Source organism: Rhodoferax sp. (assembly GCF_028689305.1).
In the GTDB taxonomy this organism is placed as follows: domain Bacteria; phylum Pseudomonadota; class Gammaproteobacteria; order Burkholderiales; family Burkholderiaceae_C; genus Rhodoferax.
Map to the genome: position 1 here is coordinate 13,405 of NZ_JAQTWM010000044.1, position 15,486 is coordinate 28,890.

Below are 15,486 nucleotides of genomic sequence, written 5' to 3' on the forward strand. Positions count from 1 at the left end.
GGACAATCCGGGGGTTATGACAAACCAAGCAAGTTTAACGAGCGCGCTGGCGCAGCATATTGCCCGGGAGATTGAGCAGGCAGGCGGCTGGATCGGCTTTGACACCTACATGGCGCACGCCCTGTATGCCCCCGGCCTGGGTTATTACGCCCATGGCAGTGCCAAGTTCGGTGCCTTGCCTTACACCGAGCAGGATGGTGTCCGTGTGGCGGGCAGCGATTTTGTCACCGCGCCGGAGTTGACGCCGCTGTTTGGCTGGACCGTGGCGCAGCAGGTGGCCCAGGCGCTCCAGGTGACCGGCACGCAGGAGGTCTGGGAGTTTGGCGCCGGCTCGGGCGCGCTGGCTTTGCAGGTGCTGCAGGCCCTGAAGGCGCAGGGTGTGGTGTTGACGCGCTACACCATTGTGGACATTTCGGGCAGTCTGCGTGCGCGCCAGCAGGCCACGCTGGCGGCGTTTGCCGACCAGGTGCGCTGGGTGGACGCCTTGCCCGACAGTCTGCAGGGCGTGGTGCTGGGTAACGAGGTGCTGGATGCCATGCCGGTCAAGTTGCTGGCACGGGTCCAGCGGGTCTGGCATGAGCGGGGTGTGGCCGTGGGCGCAGTGGCAGCCGATGGCACGCCGGGGTTTGTCTGGCAGGACCGACCGACCGACTTGCGCCCGCCGCTGGCGATTGCCGGTGACCATGATTACCTGACCGAAATCCATCCGCAGGGTGAGTCGTTTGTGCGCACGCTGGGGGACAAGCTGGTGCGCGGGGCGGTGTTTTTGCTCGACTACGGTTTCCCGGAGGCCGAGTACTATCACCCGCAGCGCCACATGGGCACGGTGATGTGCCACAAGGCGCACCAGACCGATGGCGACCCGCTGGCGGACGTGGGGTTGAAGGACATCACCGCACATGTCAATTTCACGGGCGTGGCCCTGGCTGGCAATGACGCCGGTCTGGGGGTGCTGGGGTATTGCAATCAGGCCCGGTTCCTGATGAACTGTGGCCTGCTGGGCCAGATGGAAGTGGCTGACCTGCCAACCCGGGTGATGGCGCAAAAACTGATCATGGAGCACGAAATGGGTGAATTTTTCAAGGTGATCGGTTTTTACAAAGGGGAGCCGTGGCTGGCGCTCGGGTTTGCCCATGGCGACAAGACCCACACCCTTTGAGTCGGGCCGACCATCATGATTCGCTGGTTGTTGGTTGTTTTTCTGGTGCTGATCGTGGTCAATGGTCTCACGCCCTGGCTACAGAAGCTGGGTTTTGGCCGCCTGCCCGGTGATCTGCGTTTCAGGATTTTTGGCCGCGAGATATTCATCCCGCTGACCACGACCATTGTGCTGAGTTTGGTGGCGGCGGGGATTTCCCGGGTGCTTTGATGTTGTCACGGGTGCTTGATAAAGCCCCAAGTGCCGCTATCTAGTCTGCAGAAAGGGATTGCCATGACGGATTCACTGCACATTGTTTGCCCGCATTGCCACACCACCAACCGGGTCCACCTGGCCGATCTGGCGCGCGCGCCGGATTGTGGGGGCTGCCACCAGCCGCTGTTTGTGGCGCACTCGACGGCGCTGGATGACACCAGTTTTGACCGTCACATCAGCCGCAACCAGATACCGGTGCTGGTGGACTTCTGGGCGCCCTGGTGTGGGCCGTGCCGCCAGATGGCGCCAGGTTTTGAACAGGCCGCGGCCCAGCTGGAACCGCAGGTGCGGCTGGCCAAGGTGGATACCGAGGCGCATCAGGCGCTGGGGGCGCGTTTCAACATCCGCAGCATTCCGACACTGGCGTTGTTCCTCAACGGCCGCGAGCTGGCACGCCAGGCTGGGGCGATGGGCGCGGCCGACATTGTGCGCTGGGTCCAGCTGCAGCTGCAGCGGGCGTAATCACGCCGTAACCGGGCGCGGCTTCAACGTTTAGCATCAGGGCCTTTAGCAACATGGATGGAGTTGACATGACGCCAACGCGCCTGCCCAACACGGCACGAACCGAGCGCCCCTGGGGCTGGTTCGACACTGTTGCTGAAGAAAGTGGCTTCAAGATCAAGCGCATCGGCGTGGCGCCTGGCCGGCAGCTTAGCCTGCAAAAACATCACCAGCGTGCCGAACACTGGGTGGTGGTGCGTGGCGTGGCGCAGGTGACGCTGGATGAGCGAGTGTTTGATCTGGCGGTGGGGCAGCATTGCGACATTGCCGTGGGGCAGGTCCATCGGCTGGCCAACTGGACCACCGAGCCGCTGGAAATTGTGGAAGTGCAGTTTGGGCCGTACCTGGGCGAGGATGACATCGTGCGTTTGAGCGATGATTACGGTCGGCACTGACGCCCGTCCTGACATTTCGGTAGAACACACCATGCATTCAGACCAGACCCAACCCCGCATTGACGCTTTCACCTTGCCCGCCGGCAGCGCCCCGGTGGCCTGTGTGGACATTGGTGGCACCAAGGTGGCGGTCAACATCGTGGATGACCTGGGCATCCGTGGCAAGGTGGCCGAACCTACCGCAACCAGCGGTGCGCCAGATGCGCTGGCGCAGCAGATCATCCGGCTGATCGGGCAAAGTTGTGCCGCAGCAGGTGTGGCACAAGCGTCTTTGACGCGGGTCGGGGTGTCTTCCTGTGGTCCGTTTGTGCTGCGTGACGGGCTGGTCGAACTGGCCGCACCCAATATTTGCGGCGGTCTGGCTGGCAAAGCGCGGGGCCTGCCCAACGATTGGCAAACCGCCTTGCTTGAAGCGCCACTGCGCGCCGCCTTCGCCCAGGTGCGGGTGGAAAACGATGGCATTGGTGCGCTGGAGGCGGAGCGGCGCTGGGGCGCCCTGCAGCAGGGGGGAGCGCCCCTGGCCCACTGCGCTTATGTGACCTGGAGCACCGGCATTGGCACCGGCTTGTGTGTCGATGGCCGCGTGTTACGCGGCAAAAATGGCAATGCCGGCCACGCTGGCCACATTTTTGTCAGCGACAACCTGGATGCCTTGTGTGGCTGCGGAAATGTGGGTGATGTGGAGGGGCTGGTTGCAGGCAATGCGCTGGCGCGGCGTTTTGCAGCTGCAGGTTATCCGAGTGCTGCTATGCTTTTTGAAGCGGCTTATGCAGGAGATACACGGGCTGAGGCCATTATTGATGAGGTATGCCGGGTGATGGGGCGGATGCTTTACAGCCTGATCGCCACGCTGGACTTGCAGCGCATCAGCGTGGGTGGCAGCGTTTACTGGCACCACCGGGACTACCTGCTGCCGCGCCTGCGCGCTGCGGTGCGCGGCAAGCTGGCACCCTTGACCGACGGCTGCGAGATCGTCAGCGCCGGCCTGGGTGAGCGGGTTGGTGACTTTGGTGCATTGGCGTTGGTGGCCTGAAGGGTTGCCGACCAGCGCTTACAGCGCTTTCCGATAGGACAAAAATTCCGTCCGTACCGCGAGACGGTTGTACAGGGCTTGGGCAGTGGTGTTGGTCGAGCGGGTTTTCCAGTGCAGCGCTGGTGCGTTGGCCGCCCTGGCATGTGCTGCGACGGCTTCGATCAGCGCGCGGCCGATCCCCTGGCCTCTTGCCTGTGGTGAAACATACAAGTCTTCCAGGGTGCAGGCATCAGCCAGGCAATAACTGGATGGATGAAAGTAGTAATGGGCAAATCCGACGGGGCGGTCCGTGCAGGCCACCAGGCCGTGTAACGCCCCTTGTGCCTGCCTGATCCGCGCATAGGTATGTTGATGCACTTCTTCCGACAGGCTGGATGCGGTGGCCCCCACATAGTCCAGCCACATCTCGCGCCAGACCGGAAACGGCACGTGGGCGTAATCATGAAATGTGATGCTCATGACTGGGAGTGTAGTGAGCGGCCAGTCAGGCTGCTGGCTTGCGGGCGGCCTAGGGTAAATACCCACTTGCGGTGTGGTGTGAATTAATTAACAATTAATTAATTCGAGCGACATGGTGTCTGCCCGAATCAACCCGCACCGCTTGGCTCATCGGGGCTAACGGCGCAGACAAACAGGAGATCACATGTTGAAAATTTCCAAGCTGGCCACCGCTGTGGCCCTGGTGATGGCCGGCTCTGCCGCCGTGGCTGGTGAGGTGGAGGTGCTGCACTGGTGGACGTCGGGCGGTGAAGCCAAGTCGGTGGGTGAGTTGAAGAAGATCATGCAAGGCAAGGGGCACACCTGGAAGGACTTTGCGGTGGCTGGTGGTGGCGGTGACAACGCCATGACCGTGCTCAAGAGCCGTGTGGTGGCCGGCAATCCGCCCGCTGCGGCCCAGATCAAGGGGCCTGGCATTCAGGAATGGGCTTCGGAAGGTGTGCTGGCCAATCTGGATGCCACCGCCAAGGCCGAGAAGTGGGACAGTCTGCTGCCCGCCGTGGTGGCTGATGTGATGAAGTACAAGGGCAATTATGTGGCGGCGCCGGTGAATGTGCACCGTGTCAACTGGATGTGGGCCAATGCCGCTGTGTTGAAAAAAGCAGGTGTGGCTGGCGCCCCCAAGACCTGGGACGAGTTTTTTGCTGCGGCCGAAAAAGTCAAAAAGGCCGGCCTGATCCCGGTGGCCCATGGTGGCCAGAACTGGCAGGACTTCACCACCTTTGAATCGGTGGTGCTGGGGGTCGGTGGCGCCAAGTTCTACCAGGACGCCCTGGTCAAGCTGGACCAAAAGGCCCTGACCAGCCCGACCATGACCAAGTCGCTGGAAACCTTCCGCAAGATCAAGGGTTATACCGATGCGGCAGCGCCCGGACGGGACTGGAATCTGGCTACTGCGATGGTGATCCAGGAAAAAGCCGCGTTCCAGTTCATGGGTGACTGGGCCAAGGGTGAGTTCACTGCGGCTGGCAAGGTGCCGGGCAAGGACTACATCTGTGCTGCGGCGCCTGGCACGGCCAACGCCTATACCTTCAATGTGGACTCATTTGCCATGTTCAAGCTCAAGGACGCGGCGGCGCAGAAAGCCCAGGCCGACCTGGCTGCTGCGATCATGGGGCCGGAGTTCCAGGAGGTCTTCAACCTGAACAAAGGTTCGATTCCAGTACGCCTGAACATGAGCATGGCCAAGTTTGACGATTGCGCCAAACTCTCGACCAAGGACTTCGTGGCGACCTCCAAGAGCGGCGGCCTGCTGCCCTCCATTGCCCACGGCATGGCGGTCAAACCCGCGGCAGAGGGCGCCATCAAGGACGCCGTCAGCCAGTTCTGGAATGACGACAAGATCTCGGTGGCTGATGGTGTGAAAAACATCGCCAAGGCGGCTGCCACCAAGTAAACGCGGCGCGAGCGTGTTTCCCCATCCGCGGATGCGGGTGGGGCTTTTTGTTGTCTCAGGTGTGGCTGGAGACGCCATGAAATCATTTGAAAACGTGTTGCCCAAATTGGTGCTGGCGCCGGGTTTTGTGCTTGGTTTTGCCTTCATCTACGGGCTGATGATCTGGAATGGCGTGTTGTCCATGACCAACTCGCGCATGTTGCCCAACTACGATGAGTTTGTCGGGTTGGCGCAATACGCCAACCTGTGGGACATGGACCGCTGGTATGTGGCGCTCAGGAATCTGGGCATTTTCAGCGTGTTGTACGTTGGCGGCTCCATGTTGCTGGGCATGGTGCTGGCGATTTTCCTGGACCAGAAAGTACGCGCCGAAGGGGTGCTGCGTACCATTTATCTGTATCCCATGGCCTTGTCGTTCATCGTGACGGGTACCGCCTGGAAGTGGATTTTGAATCCCAGCCTGGGGCTGGAAAAGCTGATGCACGACCTGGGCTGGAGCCGCTTCAGTTTTGACTGGCTGGTGCAGAGCGACACAGCCATCTACTGCGTGGTGATTGCGGGCATCTGGCAGTCCGCCGGCTTTGCCATGGCCTTGTTTCTGGCCGGCCTGCGGGGCATTGACGACAGCATCATCAAGGCGGCGCAGATCGATGGCGCCTCGCTGCCACGCATTTATTGGCGCATCATCCTGCCGATTCTGCGCCCGGTGGTGTTCTCCACCATTCTGGTGTTGTCTCATCTTTCGATCAAGGCGTTCGACCTGGTGATGGCACTCACTGCCGGTGGCCCCGGTTTTGCCTCGGATGTGCCGGCCACCTTCATGTTCACCATGAGTTTCACCCGCGGCCAGATTGGTCTGGGGGCGGCCAGTGCCACCATGATGCTGGCCACGGTGGCGGCGATTGTGGTGCCCTACCTGTACAGCGAGCTGCGCTCCAAACCGCACGAAAGGTAAGCCATGAACGCAAAACAACTGGGTCGGGTGGTGGTGTATGGTGTGCTGCTGGTTGCGGCTTTCTTCTTCCTGGCGCCGCTGTATGTGATGTTGGTTACCTCGTTCAAGGCGGCGGACGAGTTGCGTGCCGGCAACCTGCTGAGCCTGCCGCAGGCACTGAATTTTGAGTCCTGGCGGCTGGCCTGGTCGAGCGCCTGTACCGGCGTGGACTGCCGTGGGTTGCAACCGTATTTCTGGAATTCGGTGGCCATGGCGGTGCCGGCGGTACTGATCTCCACGGCTTGGGGCGCGGTCAACGGTTATGTGCTGTCGATGTGGAAGTTCCGCGGCAGCGATGTGTTGTTTGGTTTCCTGTTGTTTGGCGTGTTCATGCCATTCCAGGTGGTGCTGCTGCCGATGAGCCAGGTGTTGGGGTTTCTGGGCCTGTCCAGCTCGATTGCCGGGCTGGTGCTGGTGCACTGCCTGGCCGGCATGGCTGGCACCACGCTGTTTTTTCGGAATTACTACACCGCCATCCCGCGTGAGCTGGTCAACGCTGCGCGCATGGATGGGGCCGGGTTTTGGCGTATTTTTGTGCGCATCGTGGTGCCGATGTCCACGCCTATTTTGATGGTCACGCTGATCTGGCAGTTCACCAACATCTGGAACGACTTCCTGTTTGGTGTGGCCTTCAGCGGTGCCGACAGCAAGCCGATCACGGTGGGCTTGAACAACATGGCCAACACCACCAGCAGCGTCAAGAATTACAACGTGGACATGGCTGCGGCCATCATCGCCGGACTACCCACCATGCTGGTGTATGTGCTGGCGGGTCAGTATTTCGTCAAAGGTCTGACTGCCGGTGCGGTCAAAGGATAAACACATGGCAGCTTCACTTCACATCGCGGGCATCCGCAAGGTCTATGGCAAGGGCGACCGGGCCGTGGAGGTCCTCAAGAAAATCGACGTTGAGGTGGCCCCGGGCGAGTTTCTGATCCTCGTTGGTCCCTCGGGTTGCGGCAAGTCCACCCTGCTCAACATCATTGCCGGTCTGGAGGACCCCACCGAGGGTGAACTCAGGATCGCTGGCAAAAACGTCATCGGTGTCGCACCGGCCCAGCGCGACATTGCCATGGTGTTCCAGAGTTACGCGCTGTACCCCACCATGAGCGTGGCCGACAACATCGGCTTTGCGCTGGAAATGCGCAAGGTGCCGCTGGAGGTGCGCCAAAAACGCATCAAGGAAGTGGCCGCCATGCTGCAGATCGAACACCTGCTGGACCGCCGTCCGGCGCAGCTTTCGGGCGGGCAGCGTCAGCGTGTGGCCATGGGGCGGGCCCTGGCGCGTGACCCGCAGCTGTTTTTGTTTGACGAGCCGCTCTCCAATCTGGACGCCAAGTTGCGGGTGGAGATGCGCGCCGAGATCAAGCGTTTGCACCTGTTGTCGGGCATCACCACCGTGTACGTGACGCATGACCAGATCGAGGCCATGACCCTGGGCAGCCGCATTGCGGTCATGAAAGACGGCATCCTGCAGCAAATCGGCACGCCGGACGACATCTATCGCCGCCCGGCAAACAGTTATGTGGCCGGGTTCATTGGTTCGCCTACTATGAATTTCATAGCTGGCCAGGCAAGCGGAACGCGGGATGAGGCCGTATTTTCCTTTGAAGGCGGCGCATTGCAGCTGCCGTGCCCGGCCACTGGTGCGGTCACGCTGGGCCAACGTCCCGAGCACATTCACCTGGACCCGGACGCCGCCTGGCGCGGTGAGGTGATTCTGGTGGAGCCGACCGGAGCCGATACCTATGTGGTGGTGAAAACCGCCGCTGGCCTGATCACGGTACGCACCCCACCGAGCACGTCGGTGGTGATGGGGGAACACGTCGGTCTCTCGGTCAGTGGCCGGCACAACAACTGGTTTGACGTGCACAGCGGTTTGCGGCTGGAGTAGTCGAGTCACCCTCTTGGGACCGTGCCTGAGTCGGGTGCGTACCGGTCAATACCCTTCAATGCGAGTGTGTCCTGCGCCGCTGGAGCCACTGTTTTGCGCCCAGCTGGCGGGGTCGGAATCCACCACGGTGTAATTGCCGGCAGGGAGCTGGAGATTGGGCCGGGCGGTCCAGTAGGCATTGGGCACGCCACCTTGCCCCGGGGTGCCGGTCGTGGGCCAGGGGCCGTAGACATGGCCGGAGGCATCACGCAGCGAGATCGTGCCAGTGCGGGCACTGCCGCGTGCGTTGTTCCAGTGGTAGTTGACGATGCTGGTGATCGTGGCCGGACGGCTCAGATTGAAGGTGGTGGGCCGGGTTGGCAGGTTGTAGACCCCTGAGATATTGCCGTTGTCGTAGAGCACTTTGGGTGCTGACGGTTGAACGGGCAATGACGGTTCGATGGAGGTGTAGGAACGCCCCCCCGGGTCAACCGGCACTGGGGTTGGCCTGGGCGGCTGCACCGGGGTGACCTGGGTTTGCAGTGTGCGTTCCAGCATCTGGATGTGGCTCTGCAAGGCTGGGTCAGAGACAAGCATCAGACTCTCACGGTATTTGGCGATGGCCCCAGCGAGCTGGTTCTGGCGTTGCAGGGCCTCACCCTCAGCGCGCAATTGCTGGGCACGGGTCTTGGCTTGTTGCTCGGTTTGGAGCTGGCGTTCCAGCGTCTGGATGTGTTGCTCCAGTTTGGGGTCTGGCAGCAACCGCAGGCTGTCGCGGTATTTGGTGATGGCCCCAGCGAGCTGGTTCTGACGTTGCAGGGCCTCACCCTCGGCGCGTAATTGCTGGGCCTGGGTCTTGTGGTGCTGCTCGGTTTGGAGCTGGCGTTCCAGCGTCTGGATGTGTTGCTCCAGTTTGGGGTCTGGCAGAAGCCGCAGGCTGTCGCGGTATTTGATGATGGCCCCAGCGAGTTGGTTCTGACGTTGCAGGGCCTCACCCTCGGCGCGTAATTGCTGGGCCTGGGTCTTGGCTTGCTGCTCGGTTTGGAGCTGGCGCTCCAGCGTTTGGATGTGTTGCTCCAGTTTGGGGTCGGGCAGCAGCTGCAGGCTGGCACGGTATTTGGCGATCGCCTCGGCAAGGCGTTTTTGTTGTTGCAGGGCCTCGCCTTCGGTGCGCAGGCGTTGGGCTTCGGTTTGCCGGGCCTGCTGTTGTTTGATGGTTTGCTCCAGTTGAGCCACATAGGTTTCGCGCTCGCGTTGACCGGGTGCGCAAGCCAGGTTTTCCTTGAAACGCGCCAGTGCCTCGGGCAGTTTTTTGGCGTCGAAAAGCACCTTACCCTCTGTCCATTTGGCTTCACAGGCTGCTGCCTTCTGCTGCACTTCCTTTTGTTTTTGCTGAACCGAATTGGTCAGCGCAGCAAACTGTGCACGCCGTGGGTCGGTTGGGGCAAACAGGGTCTGTCGTTTGATCAGGTCTGCCGTCAGGGCAGATAGCCCGCTGCCGTCCGCGGGAATACCTTTGGCCAGATTGGCTTGACTGGTGGCCAGGAACTGCATCGCCTGGGTTTGTTGGTCACCCAGTTGCTTGGCCTCCTGGAGTTTCTGTTTGGCCTCCTGATCAGACGGCAGCAACCGCACCGCTTGTTCCAGACGTTTGACGGCGGTGGCCTGGTCTTTTTGTTTCAGGGCGTCGGCCCCGATCTTCTTGAGACCTTGTCCAAACTGGTTGATGACCGGCGCGGCCAGGTCTTTGTCGGTCGCCGCGACTGCATCAAGAATGCTCAAGGCCTCATCAATCTTGTTTTGCCCCCAAAGGGCGCGTGCCTGCTCCAGCTTCTTGCTGGCCTCATCTTTTTGTTTGCCTTTAGTGATGTCAGACTGTGACACGGTCACGCTCAAAGAGGCGCTGCCAGAACCCAGATCGGCACCTTCGCTGTTCTTGACCGCCGCCGTCACCGTGTAGCTGCCCGTCTTGGAGCAAGTGACACCGGTTTCGCGTGAGGCCGGCGCCGTCAGGACGCAGCCATCGGGCGCTATCGTCCACTGGTAACGGAGCTCTTGTTTCAGATCGGGCGTCACTGACACCGAAAACTCGACCCGCTGGCCTTCTGCGATCTGCTGGCCGACCGGGACCAGCCCCACCCCTTCTTTCCAGACCATGGGTGCCGGGCCGGCGATCTTGGGCCCGGTGACATTGATGACGGGTTTGGCCGCCAGAATGGTGATTTTTTCAACACCCAGCTCGTCCCCCCCGTCCTTGGCCTTGGCGTGAACGGTGACCGTGGTGGGCTTATCCGATTTGGGCTTGAAGGAATATTGCCGACTGTTGGGCACATTGGGGACCGGGCCCGCATTGTTGGTTTCGCCAGCGATCTCCCACCAGAAGGACAACATGTCGTCGCTCATCTTGGGTTGCTCCTGCACCGTGAGCTTGATCTCTTGGCCGACCAGCGCTTCTTTGGGCGCTGCGGTGAGGGTCAGCTGGGGCTTGACCACCTCCATCATGATCTGCTCAGACTCACCCACGGTCATTTTTCGGCCATCGGTTTCTTTGAGAACCGTAACCCACACCGGAATGGTGCCAAGTTTGCCAAAGGTGGCTGAATTGCGCGACTGTGCACCGCCTTTGGTTTCAAAAGTCGGATTTTTGAGCCCGCCAAACGAGGCGTCGGGGTTGTGCTCCCACAGGTAGGAAAAGCTGCCGGCGGCGGCTTTATCACCCGACATGACCTCGGCCAGGAAGCTCACGTTGCTGCCCACGGGAACACGGTTTTCCTTGGGCTTTTCCTGAGTCAACTTCACTTTGAGTGCGGTACATTGAATCGTCAGGTTGTCAGAGGCCGTGTCCCCGTCGGCATCCGTGACGGTGACCGAGGCCTGGCAGGCCTGGCATGAACGGGTATTGACCACTTTGGCGCTGCCGTCCTTGGGGTCCTGGGCACAACCACCCCAGTTCCATTTGTAGCCGCCGCTGCCCTCGCTGGTGTCGGCAGTGAGTTCCACGATGTCGCCAAAATCGGCGGGGTTTTTGGACGCCTTGATCTTGACTGCCAGCGGCTGTTTGTATTTCTTGTTTTCGTCCTTGGCAAGTTTGTTGGCTTTTTCTGCGTCGTAAGTGTCTTTGCCATACGCTCCTTCCCAGCAACCCTTGGCGCATTCACTCGACGAGTTGAAGAAGTGCCGCCGCGAGCAGCCCCAGGCCCCGATACCGCCGATGCACGGGCCTGAACTCTTGCATTCGGGCACGGTTTTCTGTTCCGGGTCGTACCAGACGCCGATGTGCCCAGCCCAGCCGCTGGAGCAACGGCAGAGGCAATTCAGATAGGCGTTTTTCTTGTCTTCTTCACTGGGTGGTGGGGTGCAGCCGCGTTCCAGTTCAGGCTTGCCGCGTTCGACACAAGCCGCAGGTTTGGTCGCGACGACACTGCGTGTCTGCTTCTTGGTGGCACGACTGCATTCACCCCATTCGGTGTAGTCGTAGCTGCAACTCGGTGCGGTCTTGGTCGGTGTGGACCCCGCAGCGGAAGTGCTTGTGGTACCGTCTGCCGGGTCCTGGCCGGTCACGGGAACATCGGGCTTTTTCGGTGTATCCGGCTTGGCTTTGACCTGCACACGGTGTTGCGCCGAGCCTGCGCTGACCCACTGCGAGCCGACTTGGCGCTGAACCTCGGCCCGCAGCACATGGTAGCCCTCGCTGGTGGTGCTGAAACTGATGCTCTCGCCCTGGCCCAGACTGCGCTGGTTGGTCTCATCACGCCAGAGCAGGCGCAGTCCGCTACGCTCAGCCTCCTTGAGCCCCAAAATGCTGGCGCGCAAGCTGATCGGGCTGGCGACTTCGGCAAGATTGGGCCCTTGAATGACGAGCTGCAAGGTACTGGCGGCGACGGTGATGCTGGCACTGGTTTCCCCCAGCCGGATCAGTTGCCCATTGGCAGCACGCACCAGCAAGGTCACTTTGATGGTGGCACTGCCCGAGGCCGGTGCGGTGACCACGTTTTTGGCCTGATCCGTCTGGTTGGCCTGGCAGTTGTTGCAGCTCCACTGGTAGCTGAAGTCATGCTCGCCACCCCAATACGCTTCAGGGATGAGGGCTTCGGCGGCGAGTTTCTCGCCAGGGCGCACCGTTGTGGCAGACAGGGCCAGCTGCAGGAAACCGGCGGGCACCTGCACGGGAACGGACACCGACAGGGTGCCGACCGCCCCCTTGGGGCCACCGCTGGCTTCCTGTGACAGGCGCTCAACCCGGACCATCAGGTTCACTGGCTCTGGCCGGTACGTCGTGAAGTTGAGCTGATAGTCGGTGTTGTTGGGGCGGAAGGTGCCGCCTGGAATGGCCAGCCAGTTGAGTTTGAGGTTCCGGTCTGTTCCGAGTTTCTGTAAGGTCGGATCATTCAGACGCAAGGAAACGGACGCACTCTGGCCAAGGATCAGTGGCGTTTGTCCCACCAGCAATTGCGCGCCCGTGTCCAGCTGCCGTTGAAACTCCGCGCTTTGCCCATACAGCAGTTTGACTCTTTCAAGGGCTGCGGCGTAATCTACAAAGAAAGCCGATCCTTCGGCGTGGTCTGCTTGTTCAATGGCGTCAAGCCCGGCCTGGGCGACAAAGGCCACGCTGCCCAGAATGTCAAAGGCCTGGCGGTCGATGTTGTCATTGACATCGGGCACCTTCCCCTTGATTTTGGTGATGTCGCGCCTGACACGCGCAATCTCCCGGGCGTGGCCCTGCCTGGAGCGTGCGGCGGCCTTGTGGTCTTCCTTCCAGTCACCGCGCCAGGGAAATTGCAGAATCTGAGCACGCGGAAAACCGGTCTGCTGCTCCACAATCGCCTTGATACGGGCACTGCCAACGGTGGTGTCCGTGGCGCTGGCGATGGCCTGGTAGGCTTTGAAGGCGGTGAGCCAATAGTCGCCGCGCTGCAATTCACGCGCCTGGGTGTCACTTTGTTTGGCCGCCTCAATGTCGGCCAGTTCCTTGACCTTGCCACTGAGTTTGAGCCCCAGCGCCGATCCGCGAATGGTTTCAAGCTGTACCTGAATTGCATCCAGTTTGGGCGGTATGGTGGAACTGGCGCTGAGTTTTCCCCGCTTTTCTTCTGCCAGGGCAATCAGGCGCGGCACCATCGCATTGCCAATCAAGAAATCACGGCGTTTGTCGACGCTTTCTTTGGCCAAGTGGGTATAGACCTTGCACCATTTTTCCGGACTGTTGCGGCAAACCACATCAAAACCGCCATACCAGCCGATCAGGCCAAGCGCGGCGGCCGCAAAGGGGTTGCCCGTTTCCAGTTCTTTCCAGGACTCGTGCCGGTAGATGTCGGCCAGCTGGATTTCGGAGGCACGGCGCAACTGGTCGATCACCGGATCATTGACGACATACAGTTGATCCAGCACCTTGTTGGCCACGGCGGACAGGTCGTTGATGCGCTGGTCCAGTCCTTTCACCGGATGATGGACAAGCACGGCTTTGGTGTTGAAGAGAAAACGGCCGATGCCATCGCGCTCAAAGGCTGTGCCATCGGGTAGCGACAGCCCGGTCAATCGGGGTGGACTGCTGGTTTCGTCAAACTTCCCGTTGTACAGCAGCAGGTCTTCCAGCCCTTCATGTTGCGCCTGGGTGTGGCTGATCATGACGGCGGCACCCACATCGACGGTTGTCTTGAGCACGTCGCCTGTCAAGGCCAGTGGCCAGGCCGGCGTCAGGTACAGCGCGTCTTTGGCAAACAGCATCACCGTCTGCGGGTCAATGCCTTCTGTTGCGCCGCGTTTGACACTCATGCCGCCGGGAATGAAGTCAATCATGGTGTACGCGGCGTCGCTCAGGTCTTCCTTGGCAGTGCCGCGCTCCCAGGCGTTGTACATGTTGTTGAGTACCACGGCGCCACCGGTCACCGCCATGGCGCCAACCACGACCCGGCGGGCCGTCGGACTCTTGGCCAGCCGCAGGAAAAAACCGTCACCCTCAGGTGTACTGAGCATTTTTTCGATGGCGGCCAGACTGCCTTCTTCGACCTTGCCTTGCATGCGGGTCTTGCGCAGGGCGGCAGCGCGGGCACGGGCCATGCGGTCAGGCAGGCGCTCCAGCATGATCAGGAAGGACTCCCGGGTGCCGCCCAGGGCTACCCAGTTATGCATTTCCTGAACCAGATCTTCGCCACGCTGGAAGGCGGTGTAGAGCACGGAGTACAAGTCCTTGCTGTCACCGGCAACGTCTTTGAGGCGGGCCAGGACTTCTTCGGCTGACATGGCCAATTGCCCGTCGCGCATGACGGCAAAACCGGTGGTGAGCTCATCCATGATCTTGCGCACACGCATGTCATTGAGCAAAGGTGTTCCGTTGCGCTCGGCAGCTTCCAGAATCGGGTTGAGCTTGTAGGGGATTTCCTGGAACGCCAGTTTGATGTTTTCCTGCCGCATGTTGCTCAGCACGGCCAGATCACTGCCAGCAACGACGCCATCGGCCTTGAGCTTTTTCAACCACTCGATTTCAGCCAATGAGTTGCTCTGCCCATAGCTGCCGACTTGTTGTAAAGCACCCGAGGTGAACAAGGCCTGGCGTTGGCGCAAAACATATTTCACCTTGTCCGAATCGGTGAGCTTGTCCCAGCCGTTGTGGACACCATTGATCTGACGCTCGGCGCTGCCGACCATGGTCAGGGCGCCAAATTTTTTGGCGGCCTCCTGGTAGGCCTTGTCATCCAGCAGTTCAGTCAGCATGTGGCTTTTCTTGGCTTCTACAAAAGCACTCAAGGGTTGCGCCGTCATGACCAGCGATGTCCCGCTACGCTGCGCTACCACGGCGCCTTTTTTCACCATCTCGGTGCCAATGCCAGCCATGCCCACCTCACCCAGGAACTTCTCGGGGTCCATCAGGTTCAGTACGGTCAAGTCAATGCTGCGCAACTGACGCAGTTCCGCCAGGTCGAATGCCTTGACTTTCAGTCTGGCCAAGCCCTGTGCCCTGAGCAGGCTGTTGAGCTCTTCGGCGGCCTGGACGGCCTTGTTGCCGACAAAAGAAATGTCGTCGTCAGAGAACAGTGGACGGTATCCGGTCGCTGAACCGGCGCCAGCGATCTCCATATGGCGCAAGCCTGACGAGCCGGTTCGGATCACGGCCTCAATGCCACTATTGTTCGGGCCGTTGATCACTTGCTGAATGGCCGCCTGTACCGCGTTGTAGCGTTTGCGGTCCAGGGCACCCAGAACTTCGTGTTCAAAAGCCTGGGCGCCGCCTGCATAACTCTGGCCAGCCTGCTTGATAGCATCTCCGAAGGCTTTTTCAATCTCCTTTTCGCTGGCATTGTTGCCGCGACCTCCGACCAGATCCAGCAATCGGAACACCGACTCAGCTGCTGCGTCGGGATCTTTGCCCTGAGCCCACTGCAACA

At 60.7% G+C, this 15,486-nt stretch carries 11 protein-coding genes; 9 read left to right on the forward strand and 2 right to left on the reverse strand.

All coding sequences use genetic code 11. The features are described 5' to 3' along the window. Window positions 1–16: 16 nt before the first annotated feature. From PHW99_RS10545 to PHW99_RS10565, 5 genes are all read left to right on the forward strand, one after another. The gene (locus tag PHW99_RS10545) at window positions 17–1,159 is read left to right on the forward strand and encodes an SAM-dependent methyltransferase (protein WP_300176771.1); all 1,143 of its coding nucleotides are present in this window, start codon (window positions 17–19) and stop codon (window positions 1,157–1,159) included. A gap of 15 nt (window positions 1,160–1,174) precedes the next feature. Beyond that, on the forward strand, window positions 1,175–1,369 hold the full coding sequence (locus PHW99_RS10550) for a DUF2905 domain-containing protein (RefSeq protein ID WP_300176773.1): 195 nt from the start codon (window positions 1,175–1,177) through the stop codon (window positions 1,367–1,369). Window positions 1,370–1,432: 63 nt separating this feature from the next. Beyond that, window positions 1,433–1,876 (forward strand): thioredoxin TrxC, encoded by a 444-nt coding sequence (gene trxC, locus PHW99_RS10555; RefSeq protein WP_300176776.1) that lies wholly within the window; start codon window positions 1,433–1,435, stop codon window positions 1,874–1,876. Window positions 1,877–1,944: 68 nt separating this feature from the next. Next, complete coding sequence (locus PHW99_RS10560) at window positions 1,945–2,310, forward strand: phosphomannose isomerase type II C-terminal cupin domain (protein WP_300176780.1); 366 nt, start codon at window positions 1,945–1,947, stop codon at window positions 2,308–2,310. Between the two features lie 31 nt (window positions 2,311–2,341). Continuing rightward, entirely contained in the window at window positions 2,342–3,343 is a 1,002-nt protein-coding gene (locus PHW99_RS10565) for an ROK family protein (protein ID WP_300176783.1), read from the forward strand. A gap of 18 nt (window positions 3,344–3,361) precedes the next feature. Here PHW99_RS10565 and PHW99_RS10570 read toward each other — a convergent pair whose 3' ends face one another. Beyond that, window positions 3,362–3,802, reverse strand: a complete 441-nt coding sequence (locus PHW99_RS10570) for a GNAT family N-acetyltransferase (protein WP_300176786.1) — start codon at window positions 3,800–3,802, stop codon at window positions 3,362–3,364. A gap of 184 nt (window positions 3,803–3,986) precedes the next feature. On the opposite strand from PHW99_RS10570, the gene PHW99_RS10575 reads away from it, so the two are divergent. The 4 genes from PHW99_RS10575 (at window position 3,987) to PHW99_RS10590 (ending at window position 8,125) form a co-directional block, all read left to right on the forward strand. Further along, window positions 3,987–5,237 carry an ABC transporter substrate-binding protein gene (locus PHW99_RS10575; protein ID WP_300176789.1) on the forward strand — a complete coding sequence of 417 codons (1,251 nt, stop codon included), beginning with the start codon at window positions 3,987–3,989 and terminating at the stop codon, window positions 5,235–5,237. Window positions 5,238–5,313: 76 nt separating this feature from the next. Next, window positions 5,314–6,192, forward strand: coding sequence for a sugar ABC transporter permease (locus tag PHW99_RS10580; RefSeq protein ID WP_300176792.1), 879 nt, complete (start codon window positions 5,314–5,316; stop codon window positions 6,190–6,192). A gap of 3 nt (window positions 6,193–6,195) precedes the next feature. Beyond that, window positions 6,196–7,050 (forward strand): carbohydrate ABC transporter permease, encoded by an 855-nt coding sequence (locus PHW99_RS10585; RefSeq protein ID WP_300176795.1) that lies wholly within the window; start codon window positions 6,196–6,198, stop codon window positions 7,048–7,050. A gap of 4 nt (window positions 7,051–7,054) precedes the next feature. Continuing rightward, window positions 7,055–8,125, forward strand: a complete 1,071-nt coding sequence (locus PHW99_RS10590) for an ABC transporter ATP-binding protein (RefSeq protein WP_300176797.1) — start codon at window positions 7,055–7,057, stop codon at window positions 8,123–8,125. A 45-nt stretch (window positions 8,126–8,170) separates the two neighbouring features. Here the strand turns inward: PHW99_RS10590 and PHW99_RS10595 are convergent, their stop codons facing one another. Next, window positions 8,171–15,439, reverse strand: a complete 7,269-nt coding sequence (locus tag PHW99_RS10595) for a hypothetical protein (protein WP_300176799.1) — start codon at window positions 15,437–15,439, stop codon at window positions 8,171–8,173. Between the last annotated feature and the right edge of the window lie 47 nt (window positions 15,440–15,486).

Bases quoted from the DNA above. Each gene is read 5' to 3' on its own strand.
- PHW99_RS10545 (WP_300176771.1), top strand. From the start codon at position 17: ATGACAAACCAAGCAAGTTTAACGAGCGCGCTGGCGCAGCATATTGCC.
- PHW99_RS10550 (WP_300176773.1), top strand. From the start codon at position 1,175: ATGATTCGCTGGTTGTTGGTTGTTTTTCTGGTGCTGATCGTGGTCAAT.
- trxC (WP_300176776.1), top strand. From the start codon at position 1,433: ATGACGGATTCACTGCACATTGTTTGCCCGCATTGCCACACCACCAAC.
- PHW99_RS10560 (WP_300176780.1), top strand. From the start codon at position 1,945: ATGACGCCAACGCGCCTGCCCAACACGGCACGAACCGAGCGCCCCTGG.
- PHW99_RS10565 (WP_300176783.1), top strand. From the start codon at position 2,342: ATGCATTCAGACCAGACCCAACCCCGCATTGACGCTTTCACCTTGCCC.
- PHW99_RS10570 (WP_300176786.1), bottom strand. From the start codon at position 3,802: ATGAGCATCACATTTCATGATTACGCCCACGTGCCGTTTCCGGTCTGG.
- PHW99_RS10575 (WP_300176789.1), top strand. From the start codon at position 3,987: ATGTTGAAAATTTCCAAGCTGGCCACCGCTGTGGCCCTGGTGATGGCC.
- PHW99_RS10580 (WP_300176792.1), top strand. From the start codon at position 5,314: ATGAAATCATTTGAAAACGTGTTGCCCAAATTGGTGCTGGCGCCGGGT.
- PHW99_RS10585 (WP_300176795.1), top strand. From the start codon at position 6,196: ATGAACGCAAAACAACTGGGTCGGGTGGTGGTGTATGGTGTGCTGCTG.
- PHW99_RS10590 (WP_300176797.1), top strand. From the start codon at position 7,055: ATGGCAGCTTCACTTCACATCGCGGGCATCCGCAAGGTCTATGGCAAG.